Source organism: Paracoccus sp. FO-3 (assembly GCF_006386455.1).
Lineage (GTDB): Bacteria > Pseudomonadota > Alphaproteobacteria > Rhodobacterales > Rhodobacteraceae > Paracoccus > Paracoccus versutus.
The window spans coordinates 32812-55536 of the sequence record NZ_VCBQ01000025.1 but is presented as its reverse complement, the minus strand read 5'-3'; the positions used below and the strand labels follow the sequence as shown (position 1 = coordinate 55536).

Sequence of the window (22725 nt, the reverse complement as noted above, 5' to 3'; positions counted from 1 at the left end):
GACCAGCGCCGCGCGGGCGGCCTGCAGGTCGCAGGGCCAGCCAAGCGCCCGCGCCCCCGCCGCCAGCCGCGCCAGGTGCCCCTGGATCCGGGGGCAGCCGGCGCCGTCCCACAGCACCGTCTCGATCAGCCTCAGATCGGGGTCGTCAGATCCTGCGCGTAGCGGGCTTTCCATAGCGCCTCCTCCCATTCGCCTTCGGCGGTCGAATCCTGCACCACGCCGCCGCCGACGTTCAGCGTGACCTCGCCATCCGGCCAGACCGACAGCGTGCGGATCGCGACCGAGAAACAGGCCGCCCCGTCCGGCGCCATCCAGCCGATGGCGCCGCAATAGACGCCGCGCGGGAACGGCTCGACCTCGCGGATGATCTGCATGGCGCGGATCTTGGGCGCGCCGGTGATCGAGCCGCAGGGAAACAGCGCACGCAACAGCGCGCCCAGGTCCGCCGGGCGTTCCAGCTGGCCCACCACGCGCGAACTCATCTGGTGGACGGTGGCAAAGCTGTCCACGGCGAAAAGCTCGGGCACCCGCACCGAACCCACGCGCGAGAGGCGGGCGATGTCGTTGCGCAGCAGGTCGACGATCATCAGGTTCTCGGCCCGGTTCTTTTCCGACGCCGCCAGCCCCGCCGCCAAGGCCGCGTCGCGCGCCGGATCGGGGTCGCGGGGTGCGGTGCCCTTCATCGGCCGCGCCTCGATCCGGCCCTGCGCATCCAGGCGAAAGAACAGCTCGGGCGAGCGCGAGACCACCACCGGCCCCTGCCCCAGATCGGCATAGGCGCCGAAGCCGACCGGCTGGCGCGCGGCCAGCGCGGCGTAAAGCTCCAACGCCGAGCCGGAGATCAGGCGCGAGCGGATGGGAAAGGTCAGGTTGATCTGGTAGCAATCCCCCGCCGCGATATAGTCGCGGGTGCGGGCAAAGGCCGCGGCATAATCCTGCGGCGAGATCATCGGCTCCAGCGGCGCCAGCCGGGCCGCGTCGCCCGCGGGCAGCGCCGGCGCGGGCTCGGGCGCGTCATGGACGGCGAAGGCCATGAGCGGCGTGCGCCGGTCGGCCGGCATGTCGCGCGCCAGCACCGGCTCCAGCGCATAGCCCAGCTCATAGGACAGGTAGCCCGCGATCCAGGCCCCCTGCCGGCGCCGCGCCTCGAGATGGTCGAGCGCGGCAAGGGCGTCCTCGGGGCGCGTGACCACCAGCACTTCCCGCGGATCCCGGAACAGGACCGGCTTGCCGTCAGGACCGAATTCGCAAAGGATCACGCGCGCCTCCATTCTCGCGGCGCGAGGTAGCATGGCCGGGGCGGCATGAACAATGGCCGGCGCTGGACCGGCGCGACAATCGCGCGGAATGCCGGGCTCTGCCGGGGCCTAGCAGGCTGCTGAAAAAGTCCTTGCGACAGGACAGTGCGGGCGGGGAACCGGGAAATCCACCTCAAATTTGCCGAAAACACCCCGTTTCCGGGCCGATATTAGCTGGATCCAGAACGATTTCTGCTGCGTGCCCTCTTAAAATCCTTTTTCAGCAGCCTGCTAGAGCGCCAACGCGACCCAGGCGCCGTTGCGCTTGCTGGAACGCAGGCAGGCATCGACGAAGGCCACGCCCTCCAGCCCCTCGCGGATGCCGGGAAAGACCACCGCCGGGTCGGGCGCGGCCTCGTCGCGGCGGACCAGGATGGCGCGCGCCGCCTCGGCATAGATGTTCGCGAAGCCCTCCAGATAGCCCTCGGGGTGGCCGGCGGGGATGCGGGTCAGGCGCGCGGCCTCGGCCCCGGTGCCGGCACCGCCGCGCGACAGCCGATAGCGCGGCCGGCCCAGCGGCGTGACCCACAGGGCATTGGGTTCCTCCTGCGCCCATTCGAGCCCGGCGCGGCTGCCATAGACCCGCAGCCGCAGCGCGTTCTCGCAGCCCGAGGCGACCTGCGAACACCACAGCATCCCGCGCGCCCCGCCGCGATAGCGCAGCAGCACATGGCCGTTGTCGTCGACCGGACGGCCGGGCACGAAGCTTTGCAGGTCGGCGGCCAGCGCCTCCAGCTCCAGCCCGGTGACGAAGCCGGCCAGGTTGAAGGCATGGGTGCCGATGTCGCCGATGGCCCCGCCCGCGCCGGATTGCGCCGGATCGGTGCGCCAGCCGGCCTGCTTGTTGCCCGCCTGCTCGATGGGCTCGGCCAGCCAGTCCTGGGCATATTCGACCTGCACCAGCCGGATCTCGCCCAGCTCGCCCGATGCGATCATGGCGCGGGCCTGCCGCACCATCGGATAGCCGGTGTAGTTGTGGGTCAGCACGAACAGCGCATCCGAATCCGCGGCGGCATTGGCCAGCTTGCGCGCCTCGGGCAGGGTCGCGGTCAAGGGCTTGTCGCAGATCACATGGATGCCACGTTTCAGGAACGCGCGGGCGACGGGGGCGTGCAGGTGGTTCGGGGTGACGATGGCCACCGCCTCGATCCCGTCCTTGCGCCGCGCCTCGCGCATGGCCATCTGCGCGAAATCGCCATAGGCGCGGCCCACGCCCAGTTCCGCCGCCGAGGCCGCGCTTTTTTCGGGCGTCGAGGAAAAGCAGCCCGCGACCAGCTCATACTGGTCGTCGATGCGGGCGGCGATGCGATGCACGCCGCCGATGAAGGCGCCCTGCCCGCCGCCGACCATGCCAAGGCGGATGCGGGGCGCGCGATGAACGGTCCGGGTCATGCCATGCTCCTTGCGGGATGTCCGGCGGCGGCAGGGAGGAGAAGGCCGCCGCCGGATCGGTTGCGCCTAGACAGCGAGGCTAAGGCCGGACTCGACCGAGGATTCCTCGGCCCGGTCCAGCAGGCGTTGCAGCGCCGCGCCGCGGGCGAAATCGGGATCGGCCGCCCCCTCGCCCCGGATCGCGGCGATGAAGCGCTGGTAGATCGTCGGCACCGGCGGGCATTCGACCTCGTGCCAGGCGGCGGTCTCCAGGTCCGGCGACAGGCAGGCGCGCAGCCGGCTCACGCGGTTCTCGAAGCCGACCTCCAGCCCGCCGCGGTCGCCGTAGATCCGCAGCCGCAGGTCGTTCAGGTGCCCGCTGGCAAAGCGCGTCGCCGCCACCGTCCCCAGCGCGCCGTTCTCCAGCACGATCTGCATGGTGGCGCTGTCGTTGGCGTCCAGCACATAGTCCCCGATCCGCCCGCCCGGCGCCTTGTCGAAGGTCTTGAGCAGACAGGAAACCTGCGCTGCATCCTGGCCGGCGATACAGGTGGCGAAGTCGAGGATATGGATGCCCACGTCGCCCAGCACGCCCTTGGAGCCATGCGCGGTCGACACCCGCCACAGCCATTTCGGGTCGGTGCGCCAGTCGCCCCAGCCGGGCTGGGTCAGCCAGCTTTGCAGGTAGCTCGCCTCGAAATGCCGCACCTCGCCGATCTCGCCCGCGCGCACCATGGCCGCGGCCTTTTGCAGCGCCGGCACGTCGCGATAGCTGAGATTGACCATGTTCACCACGCCCGCCCGCGCCGCCGCCTCGGCCATCGCCTCCGCATCGGCGGCATTGGTGGCCAGCGGCTTTTCGCAAAGCACATGCTTGCCCGCCGCCAGCAGCGGCATGGTGGTCGGGTAATGCGCGGCATCCGGCGTCACGTTGGTCGCGGCGTCGAATGCGCCCCAGGCCAGCGCCTCGTCCAGGCTGGCAAAGCCGCGGGCGATGCCGTGCTCGGCGTTGAAGGCGGCCAGCGGCTCGGGCCGCGGATCGACGCCGCCGACCAGCTCGACGCCGGGCATGGCGGCGAAGGCGCGGGCATGGTTCGCCGCCATGCCGCCGGTGCCGATGACGAGAAGCCGGACCATCAGCGATAGCCCTCTTCGCCGGCGGCGTGCAGCTTGGGACCGCGCTCCTCGATCGGCTCCAGCGCCTGTTCGACCGGGACATTGGGCGCGACGGTCGGCTCGGCCAGGCGCGCGGCCGGGTTATGCGCCCATTTCACCGCGTTCAGGATCACCCGCTGCACATTGGCGTCGTGATAGGTCGGATAGGTCTCGTGGCCGGGGCGGAAATAGAACACGTTGCCGGCCCCGCGCTTGTAGGTCAGGCCCGAGCGGAACACCTCGCCGCCCGCGAACCAGCTGACGAAGACGGTCTCCAGCGGCTCGGGCACGCCGAAGGGCTCGCCATACATCTCTTCGTGCTCCAGCTCGAAATGATCGGGCAGGCCGGCGGCGATGGGATGGTTGCGCGAGGTCAGCCACAGCCGCTCGCGCTCGCCCGCCTCGCGCCAGGTCAGGTTGCAGGGCGTGCCCATCAGCCGCTTGAAGGGCTTCGAGAAATGCGCCGAATGCAGGAAGATCATGCCCATGCCGGACCAGACCGCCTCGGCCACGCGCTCGACCACCGCGTCCTGCACCTCGCCATGGGCGCAATGGCCCCACCAGATCAGCACGTCGGTCTGGGCCAGCCTTTCGGCGGTCAGCCCATGCTCGGGGTCTTGCAGGGTCACGCTGCCGGCCGCGATGCCGCTATCGCGGTTCAGCGCCGCGGCGATGGTGTTGTGCATCCCGTCCGGGTAGATCCCGGCGACGGTCTTGTTCTTCTGCTCGTGGACGTTCTCGCCCCAGACAGTGACTCGGATGGTCATTCATCGCTCCTTGTTGTTCCCTGCGGGAACGGGTGGTGGGTTCAGCGGATCGGCGCGTCGTTGGCGTCGAAACGGTGCAGGTGGCCTTCGCGCGGCCCAAGGCTCAGCCGCGTGCCCAGCGGCAAGGCCAGCTTGCCCGGCTGGCGCACGACCATGGGCTCGGCCGCGCCGATCTCGACGAAAAGGTAATGGTCGGCGCCCAGATCCTCGGCATGGACGACCTCCCCCGACCAGGGACCGCCCTCGATGATGTCGATATGCTCGGGCCGGATGCCCAGGGTCGCGCAGTCATGCGCATGGGCGAAGCCGTCGGTCAGGAAGTTCATCTTGGGACTGCCGATGAAGCCCGCGACGAAGGTCGAGTTCGGCCGTTCGTAAAGCTCGGCCGGGGTGCCGACCTGCTCCAGCTTGCCGTCGCGCAGCACGGCGATGCGGTCGGCCAGCGTCATCGCCTCGACCTGGTCATGGGTGACGTAGATCATCGTCACGTCCTCCATGCCGTGGTGCAGCCTGGCGATCTCCAGCCGCGTCTGCACCCGCAGCGCCGCGTCGAGGTTCGACAGCGGCTCGTCGAACAGAAAGACGCGCGGGTCGCGCACGATGGCGCGGCCGATGGCGACGCGCTGGCGCTGGCCGCCCGACAGCTGCTTGGGCAGGCGGTCCAGCAGATGCTCGATCTGCAAGAGCCGCGCCGCCTCGCGCACGCGGCGGTCGATCTCGGCCTTGCCGGCCTTGGCCAGCTTCATGCCGAAGGCCATGTTGTCATAGACCTTCATATGCGGGTAAAGCGCATAGCTCTGGAACACCATGGCGATGCCGCGGTCCGAGGGCACCAGGTCGTTCACCCGCTGCCCGTCGAACAGCATGTCGCCGGTGGTGATCTCCTCGAGCCCCGAGATCAGCCGCAACAGCGTGGACTTGCCGCAGCCCGAGGGGCCGACGAAGACCATGAACTCGCCCTTGCGGATCTCCAGGTCGATGCCCTTGATGACCTGCAAGCCGCCATAGGACTTGGTGACGTTCTTCAACTCGATCTTGGCCATGGTTCAACCTTTCACGCCGCCGGCGGTCAGGCCCGCCACGATCTTGCGCTGGAAAATGAGGACGAGGACGATCAGCGGCACCGTCACGATGACCGAGGCGGCCATGATCGGGCCCCAGGGGATCTCTTGCTCGGACGCGCCCGAAAGCAGGCCGATGGCCACCGGCACGGTGCGCATGCTTTCGGTGCTGGTGAAGGTCAGCGCGAACAGGAACTCGTTCCAGGCGCCGATGAAGGCCAGAAGCCCGGTCGTCACCATCGCCGGCCACAGCAGCGGCAGGAAGACGCGGGTGATGATGATCCAGGGGCTGGCGCCGTCGACGATCGCCGCCTCCTCGATCTCGACCGGCAGGTCGCGCATGAAGGTGGTCAGCACCCAGACGGTAAAGGGCAGCGTGAAGATCGTATAGGACAGGATCATCGCCCAATGGGTGTTGAAGATGCCCAGGAAGCGCACCAGCTCGAACAGCCCGGCCAGCACCGCGATCTGCGGAAACATCGACACGGCCAGGATGGTCATCAGCAAGAGCCCCCGCCCCCGGAACCGCACCCGCGCCAGCGCGTATGAGGCGGTGACGCCCAGGAACAGCGACAGCCCGACCGTGGCCGTGGCGATCACCAGCGAGTTGCCGATGGAGTAAAGGAAGTTCTTCGACCCCAGCACCGCCTGGTAGTTGCGCAGGTCGAACCCCGCGGGCAGGTAGTTCACCCGAAACAGCGCCGTCCCCGAGGCGAAGCTGGTCACGACGGCATAGTAGAAGGGAAAGACCGAAAAGACGACGATCACCACGACCAGCGCATAAAAGCCGATCTGTTTCAGCAGCTTGTGACGGGTCATTTCGAGCCCTCCCCGCCCAGGTCCACGCGGCCGAGCCAGATATAGGCGCTGACGAAGACGGCGATGATCGCGAACAGCAGCGTCGATTGCGCCGCGCCATAGGCGAACTTGTCGAAGTCGATCATGTTCTCGCGGCTGATGACCGACATGGTCTTGGTAGCCGAACTGTTCGGCGTCAGCACATAGATCAGGTCGAAGATGCGCAGCGCGTCGAGCATGCGAAAGATCACCGCCACCATCAGCGCCGGCTTGATCAGCGGCAGGGTGACGCGGAAGAACACCTTGACCGGGTGGATGCCGTCGATCCGCGCCGCCTCGTAGATGTCGCGCGGCACCATCTGCAACCCGGCCAGGATCAGCAGCGCCATGAAGGGCGTGGTCTTCCAGATGTCCACGATCAGCACGGCGGTCATCGCCGTCTCGGTGCTGGCGGTCCAGGCGATCTTCTCGCCGATCAGCCCCAGCCGCAGCAGGATGTCGTTCAGGATCCCGAACTGGTCGTTCAGCATCCAGGCCCACATCTTGGCCGAGACGATGGTCGGGATCGCCCAGGGGATCAGGATGGCGGCGCGCACCAGGGCGCGGCCCTTGAACTCGGCGTTCAGCACCAGGGCGACGATCAGGCCCAGCACCGTCTCGAACCCGACCGAGATCAGCGAGAAGCGGACGGTGTTCCAGACCGCGTTCCACCAGGCCGGATCGACCAGCGTGCCGCGCCAGACCACCCGGCCCGAGGACAGCGTGCGCATCGACAGGTAGTTGTCGAAGCCGATCCATTCGCCGCCATAGAGGTTCGACAGCGTGGTGTTGGTGAACGAGAACCAGATGGTGCGCGCCAGCGGCCAGGCCGCGACGCAGAGCAGCGCGAAAAGCATGGGGGCCAGGAACCAGAAGGCCGCCCTTTGCCGACGCTGCCGCAGGCTGGGACCGCCGGGGCGGCCCGCGATGGGGTCAGTCATGGGGGAAACTCCTCATCGGCCGCAAGGGCCGCTCGGGGCCGGCGGGCTTGCGCGCCGGCCCCCGCCAAGCGCCTTACCAGCCCGAACCCTGCATGTCGCTCAGGTCCAGCTCCAGCAGTTCCAGGTTCTCGGCCGCGGTGCCGTTGCCCGACAGCGTGTCATGCACGGCCGACCAGAATTTCGACGAGACCTCGTTATACTTGCTCTTGGTCGGCCCCGACGGGCGCGGCACCGCATCGGCGAAGACCTCTTTCCAGCGCGGGATCAGCGGCACCGCCTCGGCGATCTCGGGGTCGTCGTAAAGCGCGACCACGGTCGGCAGGTTGCCGTCCAGCAGCGCGCGGCGCTTCTGCGCCTCGGCCGAGGCGAGATAAAGCGCCAGGTCGACCGCCGCCTCCTGCTTGGTCGAGAATTTCGACACCGCGACGTTCCAGCCGCCCAGGGTCGCGGCCGAGCCGGCCTCTTCGGTGCCGGCGGGCAGCGGCGCCACGTCGAACTTGCCCTTGACCGCGCTGTCCGCGCCCGCGCTCAGCGCGAAGGCATAGGGCCAGTTGCGCATGAAGACGGCATTGCCGGTCTGCCAGACGCCGCGCGCCTCTTCTTCCTTGTGCGCCAGCACGCCGCGCGGGCTGATGGTGCCGATCCAGCCGGCCGCCAGTTCCAGCGCCGCCACCGCCTGCGGATTGTTGATCGAGATGGTGCCGTCCGCCTCGACGATCTGGCCGCCGCCAAAGGACTTCACCCATTCCAGCGCGTTGCAGGTCAGCCCCTCATAGGCATTGCCCTGCCAGACGAAGCCCCACAGGTCGCCCTGGCCTTCGGCGCGCTCGCCGTCCTGGACCAGCTTGGCGGTCTCGGTCAGCTCGGCCCAGGTCTTGGGCACCGGCTTGCCGTATTTCTCCAGCAGGTCGGTGCGGTAGTAAAGCGCCGGGGCATCGGTATAAAGCGGCAGCGCCACCAGCTTGCCGTCCGAGGTCTGGCTTTCGATGACCGAGGGGAAATGCTCGCCCAGGATGTCCTTGGCCGCCTCGGACAGGTCGACGAAATATTCGGACAGCTGCGGCGCCCAGATCACGTCGGTCTGATAGAGGTCCACATCCGCCGTCCCCGCCGCCAGCCACAGCCGGTATTGCGCGAACTGGTCCGAGCTGGACTGCGGCATCGGCACCAGCGTCACCGTGTGGCCGGTGCGTTCCTCCCAAGGCTTGACCAGATCCTTGAAATGCTCGGCCTGCTTGCCCACGCCGCCGGCGACATAGAACAGCTCGTCCGCCACGGCAGGCAGCGCGATGCTGCCCAGCAGCGCGGCCAATGCGACCGGGCGCAGCGCGCCCCGGCTGATTTTTCCCATCCTCATCCTCCCCTTGGTAAAGGTGCCTCCCAGCACCGTTCGCAGCATCGGGCGCCCCTGCCTGCGCCCCGTTCCGAAACCTTTCGGGAATTTCCTACCGCATCCGGCCGATCCGGTCAATAATTCCGGCAGACCCCGCCGGAAACCTCCGACAGGTGGCAAAAAACCATGCATTTCCTGGGGAAAACCGTATCGGCGCTGCGGGTGTCGCGGCGACCGGGCGGGGCGGCGGATGTCATACGCTAACATCGCAGGGCGCATTTCGCCGCCAAGGGCGCTTTCGCGGCCGAATCACCGGCGCTAGGCCAAGAATCGGCCGCCGTGCGGGTTTCCAAAACATTTCGGAGACGAAAACCGGCCAGACCCGCCGGATTGGGGAAAGCGGCGCCGGAAACCGGCGCCGCGGGGGCTCTAGCCGTTCAGCAGGCGGCGCAGGCTCGCCAGGGCGCGCTCGCGGTCCTCCTGATAGCCGATCAGCCCGGCATAATCGCCATTGCCGTCAAAGAGCAGCATGGTCGAGGAATGGTCCATGGTGTAGTCGCCCCCTTCCAGCGGCGACTTGCGGGCATAGATGCGGAAGGCCTTGACCGCCTTGGCGACCTCCTCGGGCGCGCCCGAGACGCCGACCACCCCCGGCACCCAGGACACGTATTCGCGCAGCGCCTCGACCGTGTCGCGCTCGGGGTCGACGGTGACGAAGAACACCCGCAGCTTCTTGCCGTCCTCGCCCAGTTCCTCCTGCCAGCTGGCGACGTCGCCCAGCGTGGTCGGGCAGACGTCCGGGCAATGGGTGAAGCCGAAGAACACCGCCGAGGGCTGGCCCTTCAGCGCGGCCTGGCTGAACTCGGTGCCGTCGGTCGCCACCAGCCGGTAGTCGCCCCGCCCCAGCGCCGCCGTCCCGGCATCGGCGATCGAGCCCGTGCCCGAACCCGAGCGGGGCGAGACGAACTGGAACCAGCCCAAGCCGGCCAGCGCCAGCACGACCAGCGCCCAAAGCGCATAGCGCAGCGGTTTCAACCCGGACTTGCCCTTAGTGCCCGCCATGGCCACCCCCTTGATGCGCCGCCCCGGCATTGCGCGGCCCGACCGCCAGCGGCAGGCTGACCTCGCCCGCCTTCTCGAAGCTCAGCGTGACGTTCACCGTCTCGCCCTCGACCAGCGGCTGTTTCAATTCCATGAACATCAGGTGATAGCCGCCGGGTTTCAATTCAACCGTGGCGCCGGCCGGGATCGCCAGACCCTCGGGCAATTGGCGCATCCGCATCACCTCGCCCTCCATCGCCATCTCATGGATCTCGGTGCGGCCGGCGAAATCGGCATGGGCCGCGACCAGCCGGTCCTCGGCCCCGCCGTTGGCGATGGTCAGGAAGCCGCCCGCCACCGGCGCGCCGGGGGGCGTCGCGCGGCTGAAGGCGCCGCTGAGCGACAGGTCGCCCAGGACCACCGGCCCGGCATCCGCCGCCTGATCGGCCTGGCCCTGCCCGTGTCCATGACCGTGACCCGCCTTGCCCGCCATGACCGTCAGCCCCGGCGCGGGGTTCGGCACGTCCTTGCTGCCCGAGACGTCGGTCCAGTCGGCCTTGCCATCCGCGCATTCCTGCACGGTCGGGAAATACAGCACCGTGCCCGGCGCCACATCCGCGCCAAGGGTGCCGCGGATGACGAATTCGTCATACCAGTCGTCCTGCAACGCGCCGCCGGACCAGATCACTTCGCGCGTGCCCTCGGTCATCTGCGTGCCGTGGTTGTCGAAGGGCTTGGCATAGGCGCCCTTGACCGTCTCCAGCGCCCAGCCCGGCTTGGGCATGGGCTTGGCGTTGTAGAAGCCATCGGGCAGTTGCACCCGCAGGGTTTGGGTGGCCTGGCCGTCGCAGCCGTGGCCGATGCGGATCACCGCGCGATAGGCGGCGCCGGCCGGGGCCTCGGATTTCTCCAGCGTGGCATGGGACAGGGCCGGACCGGCCGCAAGGCCAAGAAGCGTGGCGCAAAGCGCGGCGAAAACAGGTTTTTGCATGATCGTTCTCATCTGATGGGAAAGGCACCGCCGGGCCCTGGCCCGCCGGCTGCCGAAGCAGGATTCCGTCAGATGAGGCGCGGCGGCCCCCGCGCCGAGGGCTCGGGCAGGGCCGAGGCATGCGGCGGGGCCGGCGGTGCGGGCCAAAGCGCCAGCCGCGCCGCGGCCGCCATGGGCCGGGGCGCATCGGCGACGACCCCTTGCAGCGCCGGCTGGCCATGCGGCGCCCAATCGCAGGCATGGGGATCGCCATGCGGCATCTCGTCCGCCGGGACCAGGCTGCCATCGGCCGCCACGGCCATCTGGACCGGCCCCTCGCCCGAACACAGCACGACGGCGACGCTGCCCTGCGCGTCGCGGACGAACATGGTGCCGGGCTGGATCAGCGAGAACAGCAGGAAAGGCAGCACCGCCAGCCAGCAGCACAGGCGCCGCAGCGCCGTGCCGCGTCCAAGCCTCGTCGTCCGATGTCCGCTTCGACCCCGCATGGGCGCAGCCCTGTCAGAAATCGGGGCCGGAGAAAAGGGACAATCTGCCGCAATCACCGGCGAATCGTCCGCGCCAGCACCATCACCGGCAGGATGCCGATGACGACGATGATCAGCGCGGCGATGGCGGCGTCCTCATAGGTGCCGCGCGCCGCCTCGCCGTAAAGATGGGTCGAGAGCGTCTCGAAGTTCAGCGGCCGCAGCAGCAGCGTGGCGGGCAGTTCCTTGACGCAATCGACGAAGATCAACAGCCCCGAGGCCGCCAGCGCCGGGCGCGAGATCGGCACATGCACCTGCCGGAACACCTGGCCGGGGCTGCGGCCCAGCGTCCGCGCCGCATGGTCGAGCGAGGCGGGCACCCGGCTCAGCCCGGCCTCGATCCCGCCGGTGGCGATGGCGAGGAAGCGCGCGACATAGGCATAGACCAGCGCCGCGCCCGACCCCAGCAGCAAAAGCCCCGGCCCCGCGCCCAGCAGCGCCTGCGAGACGGCGGCGATCTGCCGGTCGGCCAGCGCGATCACCGGCAAAAGCCCGATGGCCAGGATGGTGCCCGGCACCGCATAGCCCAGCGTCGAAAGCCGCGCCATGCTGCGGGTCAGGCGCCCCGGCCGCATCCGCGCCGCCCCGGTCACGACCAGGCCCAGCACCAGCGCGACCAGCGTCGCCAGCGCGGCGAAAAGGGCGGTGTTGCCGGCCTCTTCGATGATGCGCGGCGAAAGCCCGGCAAAGCGATAGCGCGCCCAGGCCGCACCGACCAGATACCAGGCCGGCGCCGCGAAACCCAGGGCCACCGGCAGCGCGCAGACCAGCGTGGCCCCCCAGGCGCGCCAGCCGCGCAGGCGCGTGCGCCGCAGGGGCTGTGCGCCCGCGGCATAGCGCTGGCGCCGGCGGCCGCGGCGCTCCAGCATCACCAGCGCCATGGTGATGGCCAGCATCGCCAGCGCGATCTGCGCCGCCCCCGGCAGGTCCGAGCGGTTGATCCAGGTCGAATAGACCGAGACGGTCAGCGTGCGCACGCCCAGGAACTCGGCCGCGCCGATGTCGTTCATCGCCTCCATCAGCGCCAGCGCCGTGCCGATGGCGACGGCGGGCCGGGCCAGCGGCAAGGCCACGCGCAGGAAGCCGGCGACCGGCCCCGCCCCCAGGCTCCGCCCCGCATCCAGCAGGTTGCCGGCCTGCATGGCGAACAGCGCCCGCACCGGCAGGTAGACATAGGGGTAAAGCACCAGCCCCAAGAGCAGGATGCAGCCCGGCATCGAGCGGATGTCGGGCAGGCGGAACTCGCGCGGGCTGGAATAGCCCAGCCAGCCGCGGATCGCGCCCTGCACCGGCCCGACCGGGTGCAAGAGGTCCAGATAGGCATAGGCGACGATATAGGTCGGCACCGCCAGCGGCAGCAGCAGCGCCCAGCCGAAGAAGCGCCGGCCCGGAAAGTCGCAGGCCGCGACCAGCCAGGCCGTGACCGTGCCCAGCGTGGCGACGATGGCGCCGACGCCGACCAGCAGGATCACCGTCTGCCGCGCCGCCACCGGCAGCACGTTGCTGACCAGATGCGCCCAGAGCCCCGGACTGCCCCGCAGCGCGAACAGCCCCAGCGCCAGAACCGGCAGCAGGACAAGCGCGGCGACGGCCAGTGCCGCCGCCTGCCAGCCCATCCCCGCGCGGACGCGGGGGGCTCGTGTCAGTTCCGGGGTCATGCGGCCTGCGCCCGCGGCGGGCTCAGTTGTCGAAGCCGACCGCCTCGGCCAGTTCGCTCGCCGCCTTGCGCTGGCGGGCGATCTCGGTCAGGTCGGTGCCGTCGACCTGAAGCCCCGCCATGTCCTCGATCACCGGGCTGACCGCGACGCCGGGCTTGACCGGATATTCGAAATTCGCCTCGGCATAGATCCTTTGCGCCTCGTCCGAGACCAGGTATTCCAGCAGCTGCACCGCCTGGTCGCGGTTCGGCGCGTGCTTGGCCACCGCCGCGCCCGAGACGTTGACCTGCGTGCCGCCGCCCTCGAAGGTGGGCAGGATGACCTTGATCGCCTTGACCCATTCCTCCTGCTCGGGGCCGCCGGCACCGCTGCGCATCAGCCCGACGTAATAGGAATTGGCGATGCCGATCTCGCAGATGCCGCCCATGATGTCGCGCGCCACGTCGCGGTCGCCGCCGCCGGCGGTGCGGGCCAGGTTCGCCTTGACGCCTTCCAGCCATGCCTTGGCGGCCTCTTCGCCGTGATGCACGATGTAGGAGGCGGTCAGCGCCACGTTATAGGGATGCTGCCCCGAACGAATGCAGACCTTGCCCTTCCATTCCGGCTTGGCCAGATCCTCGTAGGTAAAGCTCGCCAGGTCCAGATCCTTGTCGGCGTAAAGCACCCGCGCCCGCTGCGACAGCGCGAACCAGTTGCCGTCCTTGTCGCGCAGGTTCTCGGGGATGGCGGCGGCCAGCACCTCGGATTCGACCGGCTGGGTCAGGCCGCGGTCGACCAGGTCGACCAGGTTGCCGATGTCCACGGTCATCAGCACGTCGGCGGGCGAGGCGTCGCCTTCCTGCTCGACCCGCTCGGGCAGGCCGTCCTTGAGGAAGATCGTATTGACCTTCACCCCGGTGGTTTCGCTGAACGATGCCAGCAGCGGCTCGATCAGATTCGGCTCGCGCGTGGTGTAAAGGTTCAATTCCTGGGCACTTGCGGCGACGGCCTGTGCCGCCAACAGGACACCGATCACTCCAGATAGTCCGACACGCATTCCCTGTCCTCCTTGCGATTTCTCGACATGTTTACTAAACTAATTAGTAATGTAAACTATTCTCATGCGGTTGCGGTCACGAAGGGATGCCGATGAACCAATTCGCCAGCCCTCCCGACTGGGCCAGCCAGGTGGATGCGCCAGATGCCACCCCGTCCCTGCCCATGCTGGAGGTCGAGGCGCTGTGCCGCCGCTTCGCCGGCGTGGCGGCGGTCGAGGATGTCGGCTTTCGCGTGGCGCCGGGCCAGGTGACATGCCTGCTGGGCCCTTCGGGCTGCGGCAAGTCCACCACGCTGCGCATGATCGCGGGCATCGAGCGGCCCGATTCCGGCGCCGTCCGCATCGCCGGCCGGCCGATGTCGGGCGCCGGCGCCTTCCTTCCGCCCGAACGCCGGCCGGTCGGCATGGTGTTCCAGGATTTCGCGCTGTTCCCGCATCTGGACGTGGCGGCGAATGTCGGCTTCGGCCTGCGCGGCCCGGCGCGGCAGGACCGCGACCGGATCGCCGCGCTGCTGGAGCGCGTGGGCCTGTCCGGCCATGCCGCGAAATACCCGCACGAGCTTTCGGGCGGCGAGCAGCAGCGCGTGGCGCTGATCCGGGCCCTGGCGCCGCGCCCTTGCCTGATGCTGATGGACGAGCCCTTCTCCAGCCTCGACCACCGGCTGCGCGACGGGGTGCGCGACGCGGCGCTGGACCTGCTGCGCGAAACCGAAACCGCAGTGGTGATGGTCACGCACGACCCCGAAGAGGCGATGCTGATGGGCCATCGCATCGCCGTCATGCGCCGGGGCCGGCTGATCCAGGAAGGCCGCCCGGACGAGCTTTACAACCGCCCGGCCGACCGTGGCGTGGCGGCCTTCTTCTCGGACCTGAACATCGTCGCGGGACGGGTGGCGGGCGGGCGGGTGCAGACCGTGCTGGGCGCCTTTCCCGCCCCCGGCCTTGCCGAGGGCAGCCGGGCCGAGGTCGCCGTCCGCCCGCAGCACCTGGTCCCGGCCGAGGCCGGCGGCACCCCGGCGCGGGTCGAGCGCGCGCGCTATCTGGGCCGCGAAAGCCTGATCGAGATCCGGCTGGAACCCGGCGGCGCGGCGATGAAATCCCGCATCCCCGGCCTGGTCCTGCCCGCGCCGGGCAGCCTGATCCGCGTCGCAGTCCAGCCCGGCAGCGCCATGGTCTTTGCCGGCGACGGCGCATAGGCGCGGCCCATTCCCTATTCGGCGGCGGTGCGGCGGGCGGTGCCGGCCTCCAGCAGCGCGCGGATCTCGGGCCGGCACGAGCCGCAATTGGTGCCCGCCCGCAGCGCCTGCCCCACCGCCTCGACCGAGGTCAGGGCCTGGGTGGCGATGGCCCGCACGATGCTGTTCACCCCGATGCCGAAGCAGGCGCAGACCAGCGCGCCTTCGTCCGGGCGGTCGGCGCCGGGGCGGCCGGCCAGCGCCTCGGCCCCGCTTTCGCCCAGCAGCGCCGCGACATGGCTGCGCGACAGGCCCACCGGCTCGGGCGCGACGAACAGCGCCGCCTGCAAGCGGCCCTCGCGCAGGAAGGCCAGCCGCACCTGCCCGCGGGCGCGGTCATGCAGCACCAGCGGCTCGTCCGGCAGGCCGAACAGCGCGCGGGCATGGGCGGTCCAGTCCTGCACCGGCTCCAGCCCGGCCAGTTCGGCCTGCTCGCCCCGCGGCAGCGTGGCCCGCGCCCAATAGGCGCAATCCGGGCGGATCGGACCCGCCGAGACGGCAAAGCCGAACCAGCGCGCGGCAAGGGGCCGGATCGCCACCGCCGCCGATTTCAGCGCCGGCTGGCCCGAGACCGGATCGACCGTCCCCGGCACCAGCGCATCGACCCGGCCCGAGGGCGCGGTCTCGCCCGTCCAATGCATCGGCGCAAAGGGATGGCCCGGCGCCACGCGGTCGCTGACCAGCACCCGCAGCACGGCGCGGCCATGCGGGCTTACGACCTCGGCCAGGCTGGCGGGCGCCAGGCCCAGCCGGGCGGCATCGCCGGGATGCAGCTCCAGGAAGGGCTCGGCCAGGTGGCGCGACAGGCGCGGCGACAGGCCGGTGCGGGTCATCGTGTGCCAATGATCGCGCACCCGGCCGGTATTCAGCTGGAACGGACGATCCGCGCCAGCCGGCTGCGGCACGCGCGGCGTGACCGCGACCAGCCGCCCGCGACCCGAGGGCGTATGGAACCGCCCGTCGCCAAAGAAGCGCCCGCCCTGCCGGCGCGCCGATTGCGGCCACAGGAAGGGCTCCAGCGCGTCATACTCCGCCTGGGCGATGCCGGCATGGGCCGAGATGTCGAAATCGCTGCCCAACCCGCCCGCGATGCCCGACAGCGCGGCATGTTCGGCAAAGACCTGCGCCGGGCTGGTCCAGCCGAAGGCCCCCGGCCAGCCCATGCGGCGCCCGACCTCGGCCAGGATGCGCCAGTCGTCGCGCGCCTGGCCCGCGGGGGCAAGCGTCCGGCGCTGGCGGCTGATGCGGCGTTCCGAATTCGTCACCGTGCCGTCCTTTTCGCCCCAGCCGGTCGCCGGCAGCAGGACATGCGCCAGCCGCGTGGTGTCGGTCCGCGCCATGATGTCCGAGACCACGACGAAATCGCAGCCGGCGATGGCGCGGGCGACGCGGTCGGCCTCGGGCATGGTCACGGCGGGGTTGGTGCAGATGATCCACAGCGCCTTGATCCGGCCGTCCTCGACCGCGCGGAACATGTCCACGGCCTTCAGCCCCGGCCGCTCGGCCATGCGGGGCGCGTTCCAGAAACCGCGCACCGCCGCGCGATGCGCGGGGTTCTCGATCTCCAGGTGGCAGGCCAGCATGTTGGCGAGCCCGCCGACCTCGCGCCCGCCCATGGCGTTGGGCTGGCCGGTGACGCTGAACGGGCCCATGCCCGGCCGGCCGATGCGGCCGCTGGCCAGGTGGCAGTTCAGGATCGCGTTCACCTTGTCGGTGCCGCTGTCGGACTGGTTCACGCCCTGCGACCAGACCGTCACCACCTTGTCGCTGTGCAGCCACAGGTCGAGGAACTGCCTGATCTGGCTGTGCGCCAGCCCGGTGGCCGAGGGCAGCGTCTCGCGCGCCGCAGTCATGGCATCCTCGATTCCTTCCAGGTTGTCGGCGCAGATCTCTGATCTTCTGCCGATTTCCGCCAGCAGCAAGTTGAACAGCGCCGCATCCGAACCCGGCGCCAGCGGCAGATGCAGGTCGGCGATGTCGCAACTCGCGGTGCGGCGCGGATCGACCACCACGACCCGCGTGCCCCGCGCCTCGCGCGCCGCGGCCAGCCGCTGGTAAAGCACCGGATGGCACCAGGCCAGGTTCGAGCCGACCAGCACCACCGTATCGGCCAGCTCCAGATCCTCGTAGAGCCCCGGCACCGTGTCCGAGCCGAAGGCCCGCCGGTGCCCCGCCACCGCCGAGGCCATGCAAAGCCGCGAATTGGTGTCGATGTTGCCCGAGCCGATGAAGCCCTTCATCAGCTTGTTGGCGACATAGTAATCCTCGGTCAGGAGCTGCCCCGAGACGTAGAAGCCGACCGAATCCGGCCCGTGTTCGGCGATGGTTTCGGTGAATCGGCGCGCGACCAGGTCCAGCGCCTCGTCCCAGCCGGCCTCGCGCCCGTGGATGCGCGGGGCGAGCAGCCGGCCGGCATGGCCGACCGTCTCGCCGAGCGCCGAGCCCTTGACGCAGAGCCGGCCCTTGTTCGCCGGATGCGCGGGGTCGCCGGCGATGCCCAGCCCGCCGCGGCCGTCCGGCGCGGCCAGCACGCCGCAGCCCACGCCGCAATAGGGACAGGTGGTGCGGATGGTCTGCATCGGGGCCCTCACTCGGCGGGAACGGCGGGGGCTTCGGGGCGGGCACCGGCATCCGCATCCGCCGCGCGGCGGGGCGAGGTCTTGTGATGCGTGGCATAGATCATCGCGCCGACAAAGGTCAGCCCGCCGACCAGGTTGCCCAGCACGGTCGGGATCTCGTTCCAGATCATGTAGTCCATGATGGTGAACTGCCCGCCCAGAAGCAGCCCGGCCGGGAACAGGAACATGTTCACGATGGAATGCTCGAACCCCATGTAGAAGAAGACCAGGATCGGCATCCACATGGCGATGACCTTGCCCGAGACGGTGGTGGACATCATCGCCGCGACCACGCCGGTCGAGACCATCCAGTTGCACATGACCGCGCGGATGAACAGCGTCAGCATCCCCGCCGCGCCATGGGCGGCATAGCCGAGCGTCCGCCCCTCGCCGATATGGCCGATCTTTTCGCCGACCGCGTTCGGCGCCTCGGAAAAGCCGAAGGTGACGATGACCGCCATGAAGACCGCGACGGTGAAGGCGCCGGCGAAATTGCCGGCGAACACCAGCCCCCAGTTGCGCAGCATGCCGCGCGGCGTCACCCCCGGCCGGCGGTCGATCAGCGCCAGCGGCACCAGCGTGAACACCCCGGTGAGCAGGTCGAAGCCCAGCAGGTAGAGCATGCAGAAGCCGACCGGGAACAACAGCGCGCCGATCAGCGGCTCGCCCGTGTTCACGGTGACGGTCACGGCAAAGGCCGCCGCCAGCGCCAGGATCGCCCCGGCCATATAGGCGCGGATCAGGGTGTCCTTGGTGGACATGAAGACCTTGGCCTCGCCGGCATCGATCATTTTCTTCGCGAAATCAGCAGGATTGACGTAGGACATGATGCAACTCCTCAGGCGGCGTTCGAGCGGGAGACGAGTTCGGCGCTGATCAGGACGCGGCCCCGCTCGACGCGAACGGGCCAGGTGCGGACCGCGCCCTCGTCGGCGCCCTGCGCGGCGCCCGAGTTCATGTCGAACACCCAGTTGTGCAGCGGGCAGGTCACGCGATCGCCATGAACCATGCCCTCGGACAGCGGGCCGCCCTTGTGCGGGCAGCGGTCGTCCAGGGCAAAGACCCGGTCGTCCAGCGTGCGGAACACCGCGACGCAGCCCTGCGCGGTGCGGATCACCCGCGCGCCCTGGCGGGGGATGTCGTCCAGGGCTCCGATGTCGACAAAGATGGTCATTCCGCGGCCTCCAGGGTCAGATCGGCAAGGGGCGCCCATTTGGGCGTCTCGGTGGTGGTGGAATGCTCGGCCCAGGGGTCGCGGCGATAGACCGACTGGCTGACCTCGAAGCGCTCGACCAGCGCGCGGCGGGTCGGCAGGTCCGCGACCTGCGCCTTCACCCAGTCGAGCCCGACCTTCGCCACCCATTTATAGGGCCGGTCCAGATAGCGCGCATGTTCGCGGTAAAGCTGGACGAAGGCGGTGATGATCTCGACCGCCTCGTCCTCGGAGGGGGTCGAGGCCAGGGGCTCGGTCTCCTTCACCTCCATCCCGGCGGCGCCGGCGACGCTGATCTGGTAGCCCGAGTCGACGCAGATCACGCCCACGTCCTTGCAGGTCGCCTCGGCGCAGTTGCGCGGGCAGCCCGAGACGCCCAGCTTGACCTTGTGCGGCGTCCAGGACCCCCAGAGCAGCTTTTCCAGCCTGATCCCCAGCCCGGTCGAATCCTGGGTGCCGAAGCGGCAGAACTCGCTGCCGACGCAGGTCTTCACCGTGCGCAGCCCCTTGGAATAGGCGTGGCCCGAGACCAGCCCGGCCGCGTTCAGGTCGGCCCAGATATGCGGCAGATCCTCTTTGCGCACACCCAGCAGGTCGATGCGCTGCCCGCCCGTGACCTTGACCATGGGCACGGCATATTTCTCGGCCGCGTCGGCGATGGCGCGCAGCTCGCCCGGCGTGGTGACACCGCCCCACATGCGCGGCACCACCGAATAGGTGCCGTCCTTCTGGATATTGGCGTGGTTCCGCTCGTTGACAAAGCGGGACTGGCGGTCGTCGCGATAGTCCAGCGGGTATTCGGCCAGCAGGTAATAGTTCAGCGCCGGGCGGCAGGAATGGCAGCCGCCCACGGTCTTCCAGCCCAGCTCCTGCATGACGGCCGGGATCGACTTCAGCCCCATCGAGCGGATCAGCCGCCGCACGTCCTCGTGGCTGTGGTCGGTGCATTTGCACATGCCGGCGGGGACGGGCGCGACGAAGCCGTCGCCCAGGGTCAGCTTCATCACCTGCTCGACCAGCCCGGTGCAGGTGCCGCACGATCCCGACGCCTTGGTGCAGGCGCGCACGGCGTCCAGCGTGTGGGCGCCGCCCAGAACGGCATCGACGATGGTGCCCTTGCAAACGCCGTTGCAGCCGCAGATCTCCGCCTCAGGTGGCAAGGCTGCAACGGCCGCCATAGGGTCCAGCGTGGTCCCCCCCTGGAAGGCCGGGCCGAAGATCAGCGTGTCGCGCACCTCGCTGATGTCGGTTTCGTCCTTCATCAGCCCATAGAACCAGTTGCCGTCGGCGGTGTCGCCATACATGACGACGCCGATGATGCGGTCGTTCTCCAGCACCAGCCGCTTGTAGATGCCGCGGCCGGGGTCGCGAAAGACGATGTCCTCGCGCCCCTCGCCTTCGGCGAAATCGCCGGCGCTGTAGAGGTCGCAGCCCGTCACCTTCAGCTTGGTCGCGGTCTGCACCGGGCGGAACGCGGCTTCCTCGCCCAGCAGGGTCCGGGCCAGCACCTTGGCCTGGTCGTAAAGCGGCGCGACAAGGCCAAAGACCTGGCTGCGATGCTCGACGCATTCGCCGAGCGCGAAGATATGCGGGTCGCTGGTGCGCAGGGCGTCGTCGACGACGATGCCGCGCTCGACCTCCAGATGCGCGTCATTGGCCAGCCGCACCTCGGGGCGGATGCCGACGGCCATGCAGACCAGGTCGGCGGCATGGACGGTGCCGTCCTCCAGCAGCACGGCCTCGGCCCGGTCGTGGCCCAGGATGGCCTTGGTCGCGCCCTTGCAATGCACCTTGATGCCGCGCCGCTCCAGGTCGCGCTGCAGCAGGTAGCCGGCGGCGGGGTCCAGCTGCCGCTCCATCAGGTGGCCCATCAGGTGGACGACGGTGACGCTGGCCCCCCGCGCCGCCATGCCGGCCGCGGCCTCAAGGCCCAGCAGCCCGCCGCCGATCACCACCGCGTCCTTGCCGGCGACGCCGGCCTCGATCATCGCATTGGTGTCCTCGAGGTCGCGATAGGTCACGACGCCCGGCAGGTCGCTGCCCGGCACCGGGATGATGAAGGGCGCCGAGCCGGTGGCGATGACCAGCGCGTCATAGGGCGCGCCGCCCGTGTTGGAATAGACGGCGCGATTGGCCCGGTCGATCCTGACCACCGGCTCGCCAAAGCGGCAGTCGACGCCATGCGCGGCATACCAGTCCGCGTCATGGGTGACGATCTGCTCATAGGTCTTTTCGCCCGACAGGACCGGCGACAGCATCAGCCGGTTGTAGTTGCCGCGCGGCTCGGCGTTGAACAGGGTGACATGCCATTCGCCGGGCGCGGCCTCGAACAGCTGCTCCAGCAGGCGGCCCGAGGCCATGCCGGCGCCGATGACGACGAGTTTCTTCATCGCGTGACTCCTTTCTCAGGCGGCTTGCAGGGGCGCGCGGCCCATCTGGCGGATCGAGGCATGCATCCAGAGCGCGCAGGCCCCGACCAGCAGGAACAGCGCCATGAAGCAGCTGGACCACAGCCCGGTCTGGTCGCGCAGCCAGCCGAAAAGCAGCGGCAGCAGGAACCCGCCCAGGCCGCCGATCATGCCGACGAGCCCGCCCACCGCGCCGACATGGCCGGGGTAATAGCTGGGGATGTGCTTGTAGACGGCGGCCTTGCCCAGGCTCATGAAGAAGCCCAGGACGAAGATCACCGCCAGGAAGACCGGCACCGGCACGCCCGAGGGGATCGAAAGGATCCCGGTCGCGGCCAGCGAGACGGCGAAGGTCGCATACATCACCGTCCGCGCGCCGATCCGGTCCGACAGCACCCCGCCATAAGCGCGAAAGATCGAGCCGGGGATGGAATAGGCCGCGCCGATCATGCCGGCGGTGGCGATGTCGAAGCCGTAGACCTGCGTCAGGTAATGCGGCAGCCACAGCGCCAGCGCCACGAAGCCGCCAAAGCTGAAGAAGTAATAGGCCGAGAAGCGCCAGACCCGGACCTGGCGCAGCGGCGCGAACTCGGCGCGCAGCGGCGCCTTGCGGCCGGCCCCTGCGGCGGTGACGGGATCGTCCTTGCTGAAAAGCCAGAACAGCATCGCGGTCAGCGCCAGCGCGCCGGCCCAGATCTGCGCGGTCGCCTGCCAGCCCAGCGCCAGCATGACGAAGGGCGCGGCGAACTTGGTCACGGCGGCGCCGACATTGCCGACCCCGAAGATGCCCAGCGCCGTGCCCTGCCGCCCCTCGGCATAGAAGCGCGAGACATAGGCGACGCCCACGGCGAAGGAGCCGCCGGCCAGCCCGACGCCCAGCGCCGCCAGCAGCATCTGCGGCCAGGTCGAGGCATGGGACAGAAGGAAGGTCGCGCCGGCGGCGGCCAGCATGGTCAGCGTATAGACGCGCCGCCCGCCCAGCCGGTCGGTCAGCACGCCCAGCGCGATGCGCACCAGCGAGCCGGTCAGGATCGGCAGGCCGATCAGCAGGCCGAACTGGGTCTCGGTCAGGGAAAGCTGCTCGCGGATCTGCAGGCCGATGATCGAGAAGATCGTCCAGACCGCGAAGCAGATGGTGAAGGCGAAGGTCGAGAGGCCCAGCGCGCGGCTGGCCTCGGAGGGCGGAACGGGGGAAACGGCGGGCATGGTGGCTCCGATGCGTTGCTGATGGCGAA

At 69.5% G+C, this 22725-nt stretch carries 19 protein-coding genes; 1 reads left to right on the top strand and 18 read right to left on the bottom strand.

Annotation, left to right across the window (positions count from 1 at the left end; all coding sequences use genetic code 11):
• Positions 1-131: 131 nt before the first annotated feature.
• From FE811_RS09410 to FE811_RS09350, 13 genes are all read right to left on the bottom strand, one after another.
• Positions 132-1259 (bottom strand): aminodeoxychorismate synthase component I, encoded by a 1128-nt coding sequence (locus FE811_RS09410; RefSeq protein WP_166435383.1) that lies wholly within the window; start codon positions 1257-1259, stop codon positions 132-134.
• Positions 1260-1529: 270 nt separating this feature from the next.
• Entirely contained in the window at positions 1530-2690 is a 1161-nt protein-coding gene (locus FE811_RS09405) for a Gfo/Idh/MocA family protein (RefSeq protein ID WP_116220660.1), read from the bottom strand.
• A 66-nt stretch (positions 2691-2756) separates the two neighbouring features.
• The gene (locus FE811_RS09400; protein ID WP_116220659.1) at positions 2757-3806 is read right to left on the bottom strand and encodes a Gfo/Idh/MocA family protein; all 1050 of its coding nucleotides are present in this window, start codon (positions 3804-3806) and stop codon (positions 2757-2759) included.
• Positions 3806-4591 carry a ThuA domain-containing protein gene (locus tag FE811_RS09395; protein WP_116220658.1) on the bottom strand — a complete coding sequence of 262 codons (786 nt, stop codon included), beginning with the start codon at positions 4589-4591 and terminating at the stop codon, positions 3806-3808. The genes FE811_RS09400 and FE811_RS09395 overlap by 1 nt, the downstream gene beginning before the upstream one ends.
• 41 nt (positions 4592-4632) lie before the next feature.
• Complete coding sequence (locus FE811_RS09390) at positions 4633-5634, bottom strand: ABC transporter ATP-binding protein (RefSeq protein WP_036753420.1); 1002 nt, start codon at positions 5632-5634, stop codon at positions 4633-4635.
• 3 nt (positions 5635-5637) lie between these two features.
• Positions 5638-6471, bottom strand: a complete 834-nt coding sequence (locus tag FE811_RS09385) for a carbohydrate ABC transporter permease (RefSeq protein WP_036753423.1) — start codon at positions 6469-6471, stop codon at positions 5638-5640.
• Positions 6468-7430 carry a carbohydrate ABC transporter permease gene (locus FE811_RS09380; protein WP_028713855.1) on the bottom strand — a complete coding sequence of 321 codons (963 nt, stop codon included), beginning with the start codon at positions 7428-7430 and terminating at the stop codon, positions 6468-6470. Before FE811_RS09380 ends, FE811_RS09385 begins: the two co-directional genes overlap by 4 nt.
• A 73-nt stretch (positions 7431-7503) precedes the next feature.
• Complete coding sequence (locus FE811_RS09375; RefSeq protein WP_036753426.1) at positions 7504-8781, bottom strand: ABC transporter substrate-binding protein; 1278 nt, start codon at positions 8779-8781, stop codon at positions 7504-7506.
• Between the two features lie 411 nt (positions 8782-9192).
• The gene (locus FE811_RS09370; protein ID WP_116221664.1) at positions 9193-9825 is read right to left on the bottom strand and encodes an SCO family protein; all 633 of its coding nucleotides are present in this window, start codon (positions 9823-9825) and stop codon (positions 9193-9195) included.
• Positions 9812-10795 (bottom strand): DUF1775 domain-containing protein, encoded by a 984-nt coding sequence (locus tag FE811_RS09365; protein WP_166435382.1) that lies wholly within the window; start codon positions 10793-10795, stop codon positions 9812-9814. The genes FE811_RS09370 and FE811_RS09365 overlap by 14 nt, the downstream gene beginning before the upstream one ends.
• Before the next feature lie 68 nt (positions 10796-10863).
• A complete protein-coding gene (locus tag FE811_RS09360) occupies positions 10864-11283 on the bottom strand; it encodes a hypothetical protein (RefSeq protein ID WP_116220656.1) in 420 nt (139 codons plus the stop codon).
• 53 nt (positions 11284-11336) lie between these two features.
• The gene (locus FE811_RS09355; protein ID WP_116220655.1) at positions 11337-12980 is read right to left on the bottom strand and encodes an iron ABC transporter permease; all 1644 of its coding nucleotides are present in this window, start codon (positions 12978-12980) and stop codon (positions 11337-11339) included.
• Positions 12981-13002: 22 nt separating this feature from the next.
• Complete coding sequence (locus tag FE811_RS09350; RefSeq protein ID WP_036753436.1) at positions 13003-14016, bottom strand: Fe(3+) ABC transporter substrate-binding protein; 1014 nt, start codon at positions 14014-14016, stop codon at positions 13003-13005.
• 92 nt (positions 14017-14108) lie between these two features.
• Between FE811_RS09350 and FE811_RS09345 the strand changes: the two genes are divergently transcribed.
• Positions 14109-15212 carry an ABC transporter ATP-binding protein gene (locus FE811_RS09345; protein WP_116221663.1) on the top strand — a complete coding sequence of 368 codons (1104 nt, stop codon included), beginning with the start codon at positions 14109-14111 and terminating at the stop codon, positions 15210-15212.
• Positions 15213-15226: 14 nt separating this feature from the next.
• On the opposite strand, the gene FE811_RS09340 is transcribed toward FE811_RS09345, so the two are convergent.
• From FE811_RS09340 to FE811_RS09320, 5 genes are read right to left on the bottom strand one after another with little or no spacing between them, the layout of a single operon-like run.
• Complete coding sequence (locus FE811_RS09340; protein ID WP_116220654.1) at positions 15227-17830, bottom strand: nitrate reductase; 2604 nt, start codon at positions 17828-17830, stop codon at positions 15227-15229.
• Positions 17831-17838: 8 nt separating this feature from the next.
• Positions 17839-18696, bottom strand: coding sequence for a formate/nitrite transporter family protein (locus tag FE811_RS09335; protein ID WP_116220653.1), 858 nt, complete (start codon positions 18694-18696; stop codon positions 17839-17841).
• 11 nt (positions 18697-18707) lie between these two features.
• Positions 18708-19043, bottom strand: coding sequence for a nitrite reductase small subunit NirD (gene nirD, locus FE811_RS09330; RefSeq protein ID WP_036753448.1), 336 nt, complete (start codon positions 19041-19043; stop codon positions 18708-18710).
• Positions 19040-21472, bottom strand: coding sequence for a nitrite reductase large subunit NirB (nirB, locus tag FE811_RS09325; RefSeq protein ID WP_116220652.1), 2433 nt, complete (start codon positions 21470-21472; stop codon positions 19040-19042). Before nirB ends, nirD begins: the two co-directional genes overlap by 4 nt.
• A 15-nt stretch (positions 21473-21487) precedes the next feature.
• Entirely contained in the window at positions 21488-22696 is a 1209-nt protein-coding gene (locus FE811_RS09320) for a nitrate/nitrite transporter (RefSeq protein WP_116220651.1), read from the bottom strand.
• Between the last annotated feature and the right edge of the window lie 29 nt (positions 22697-22725).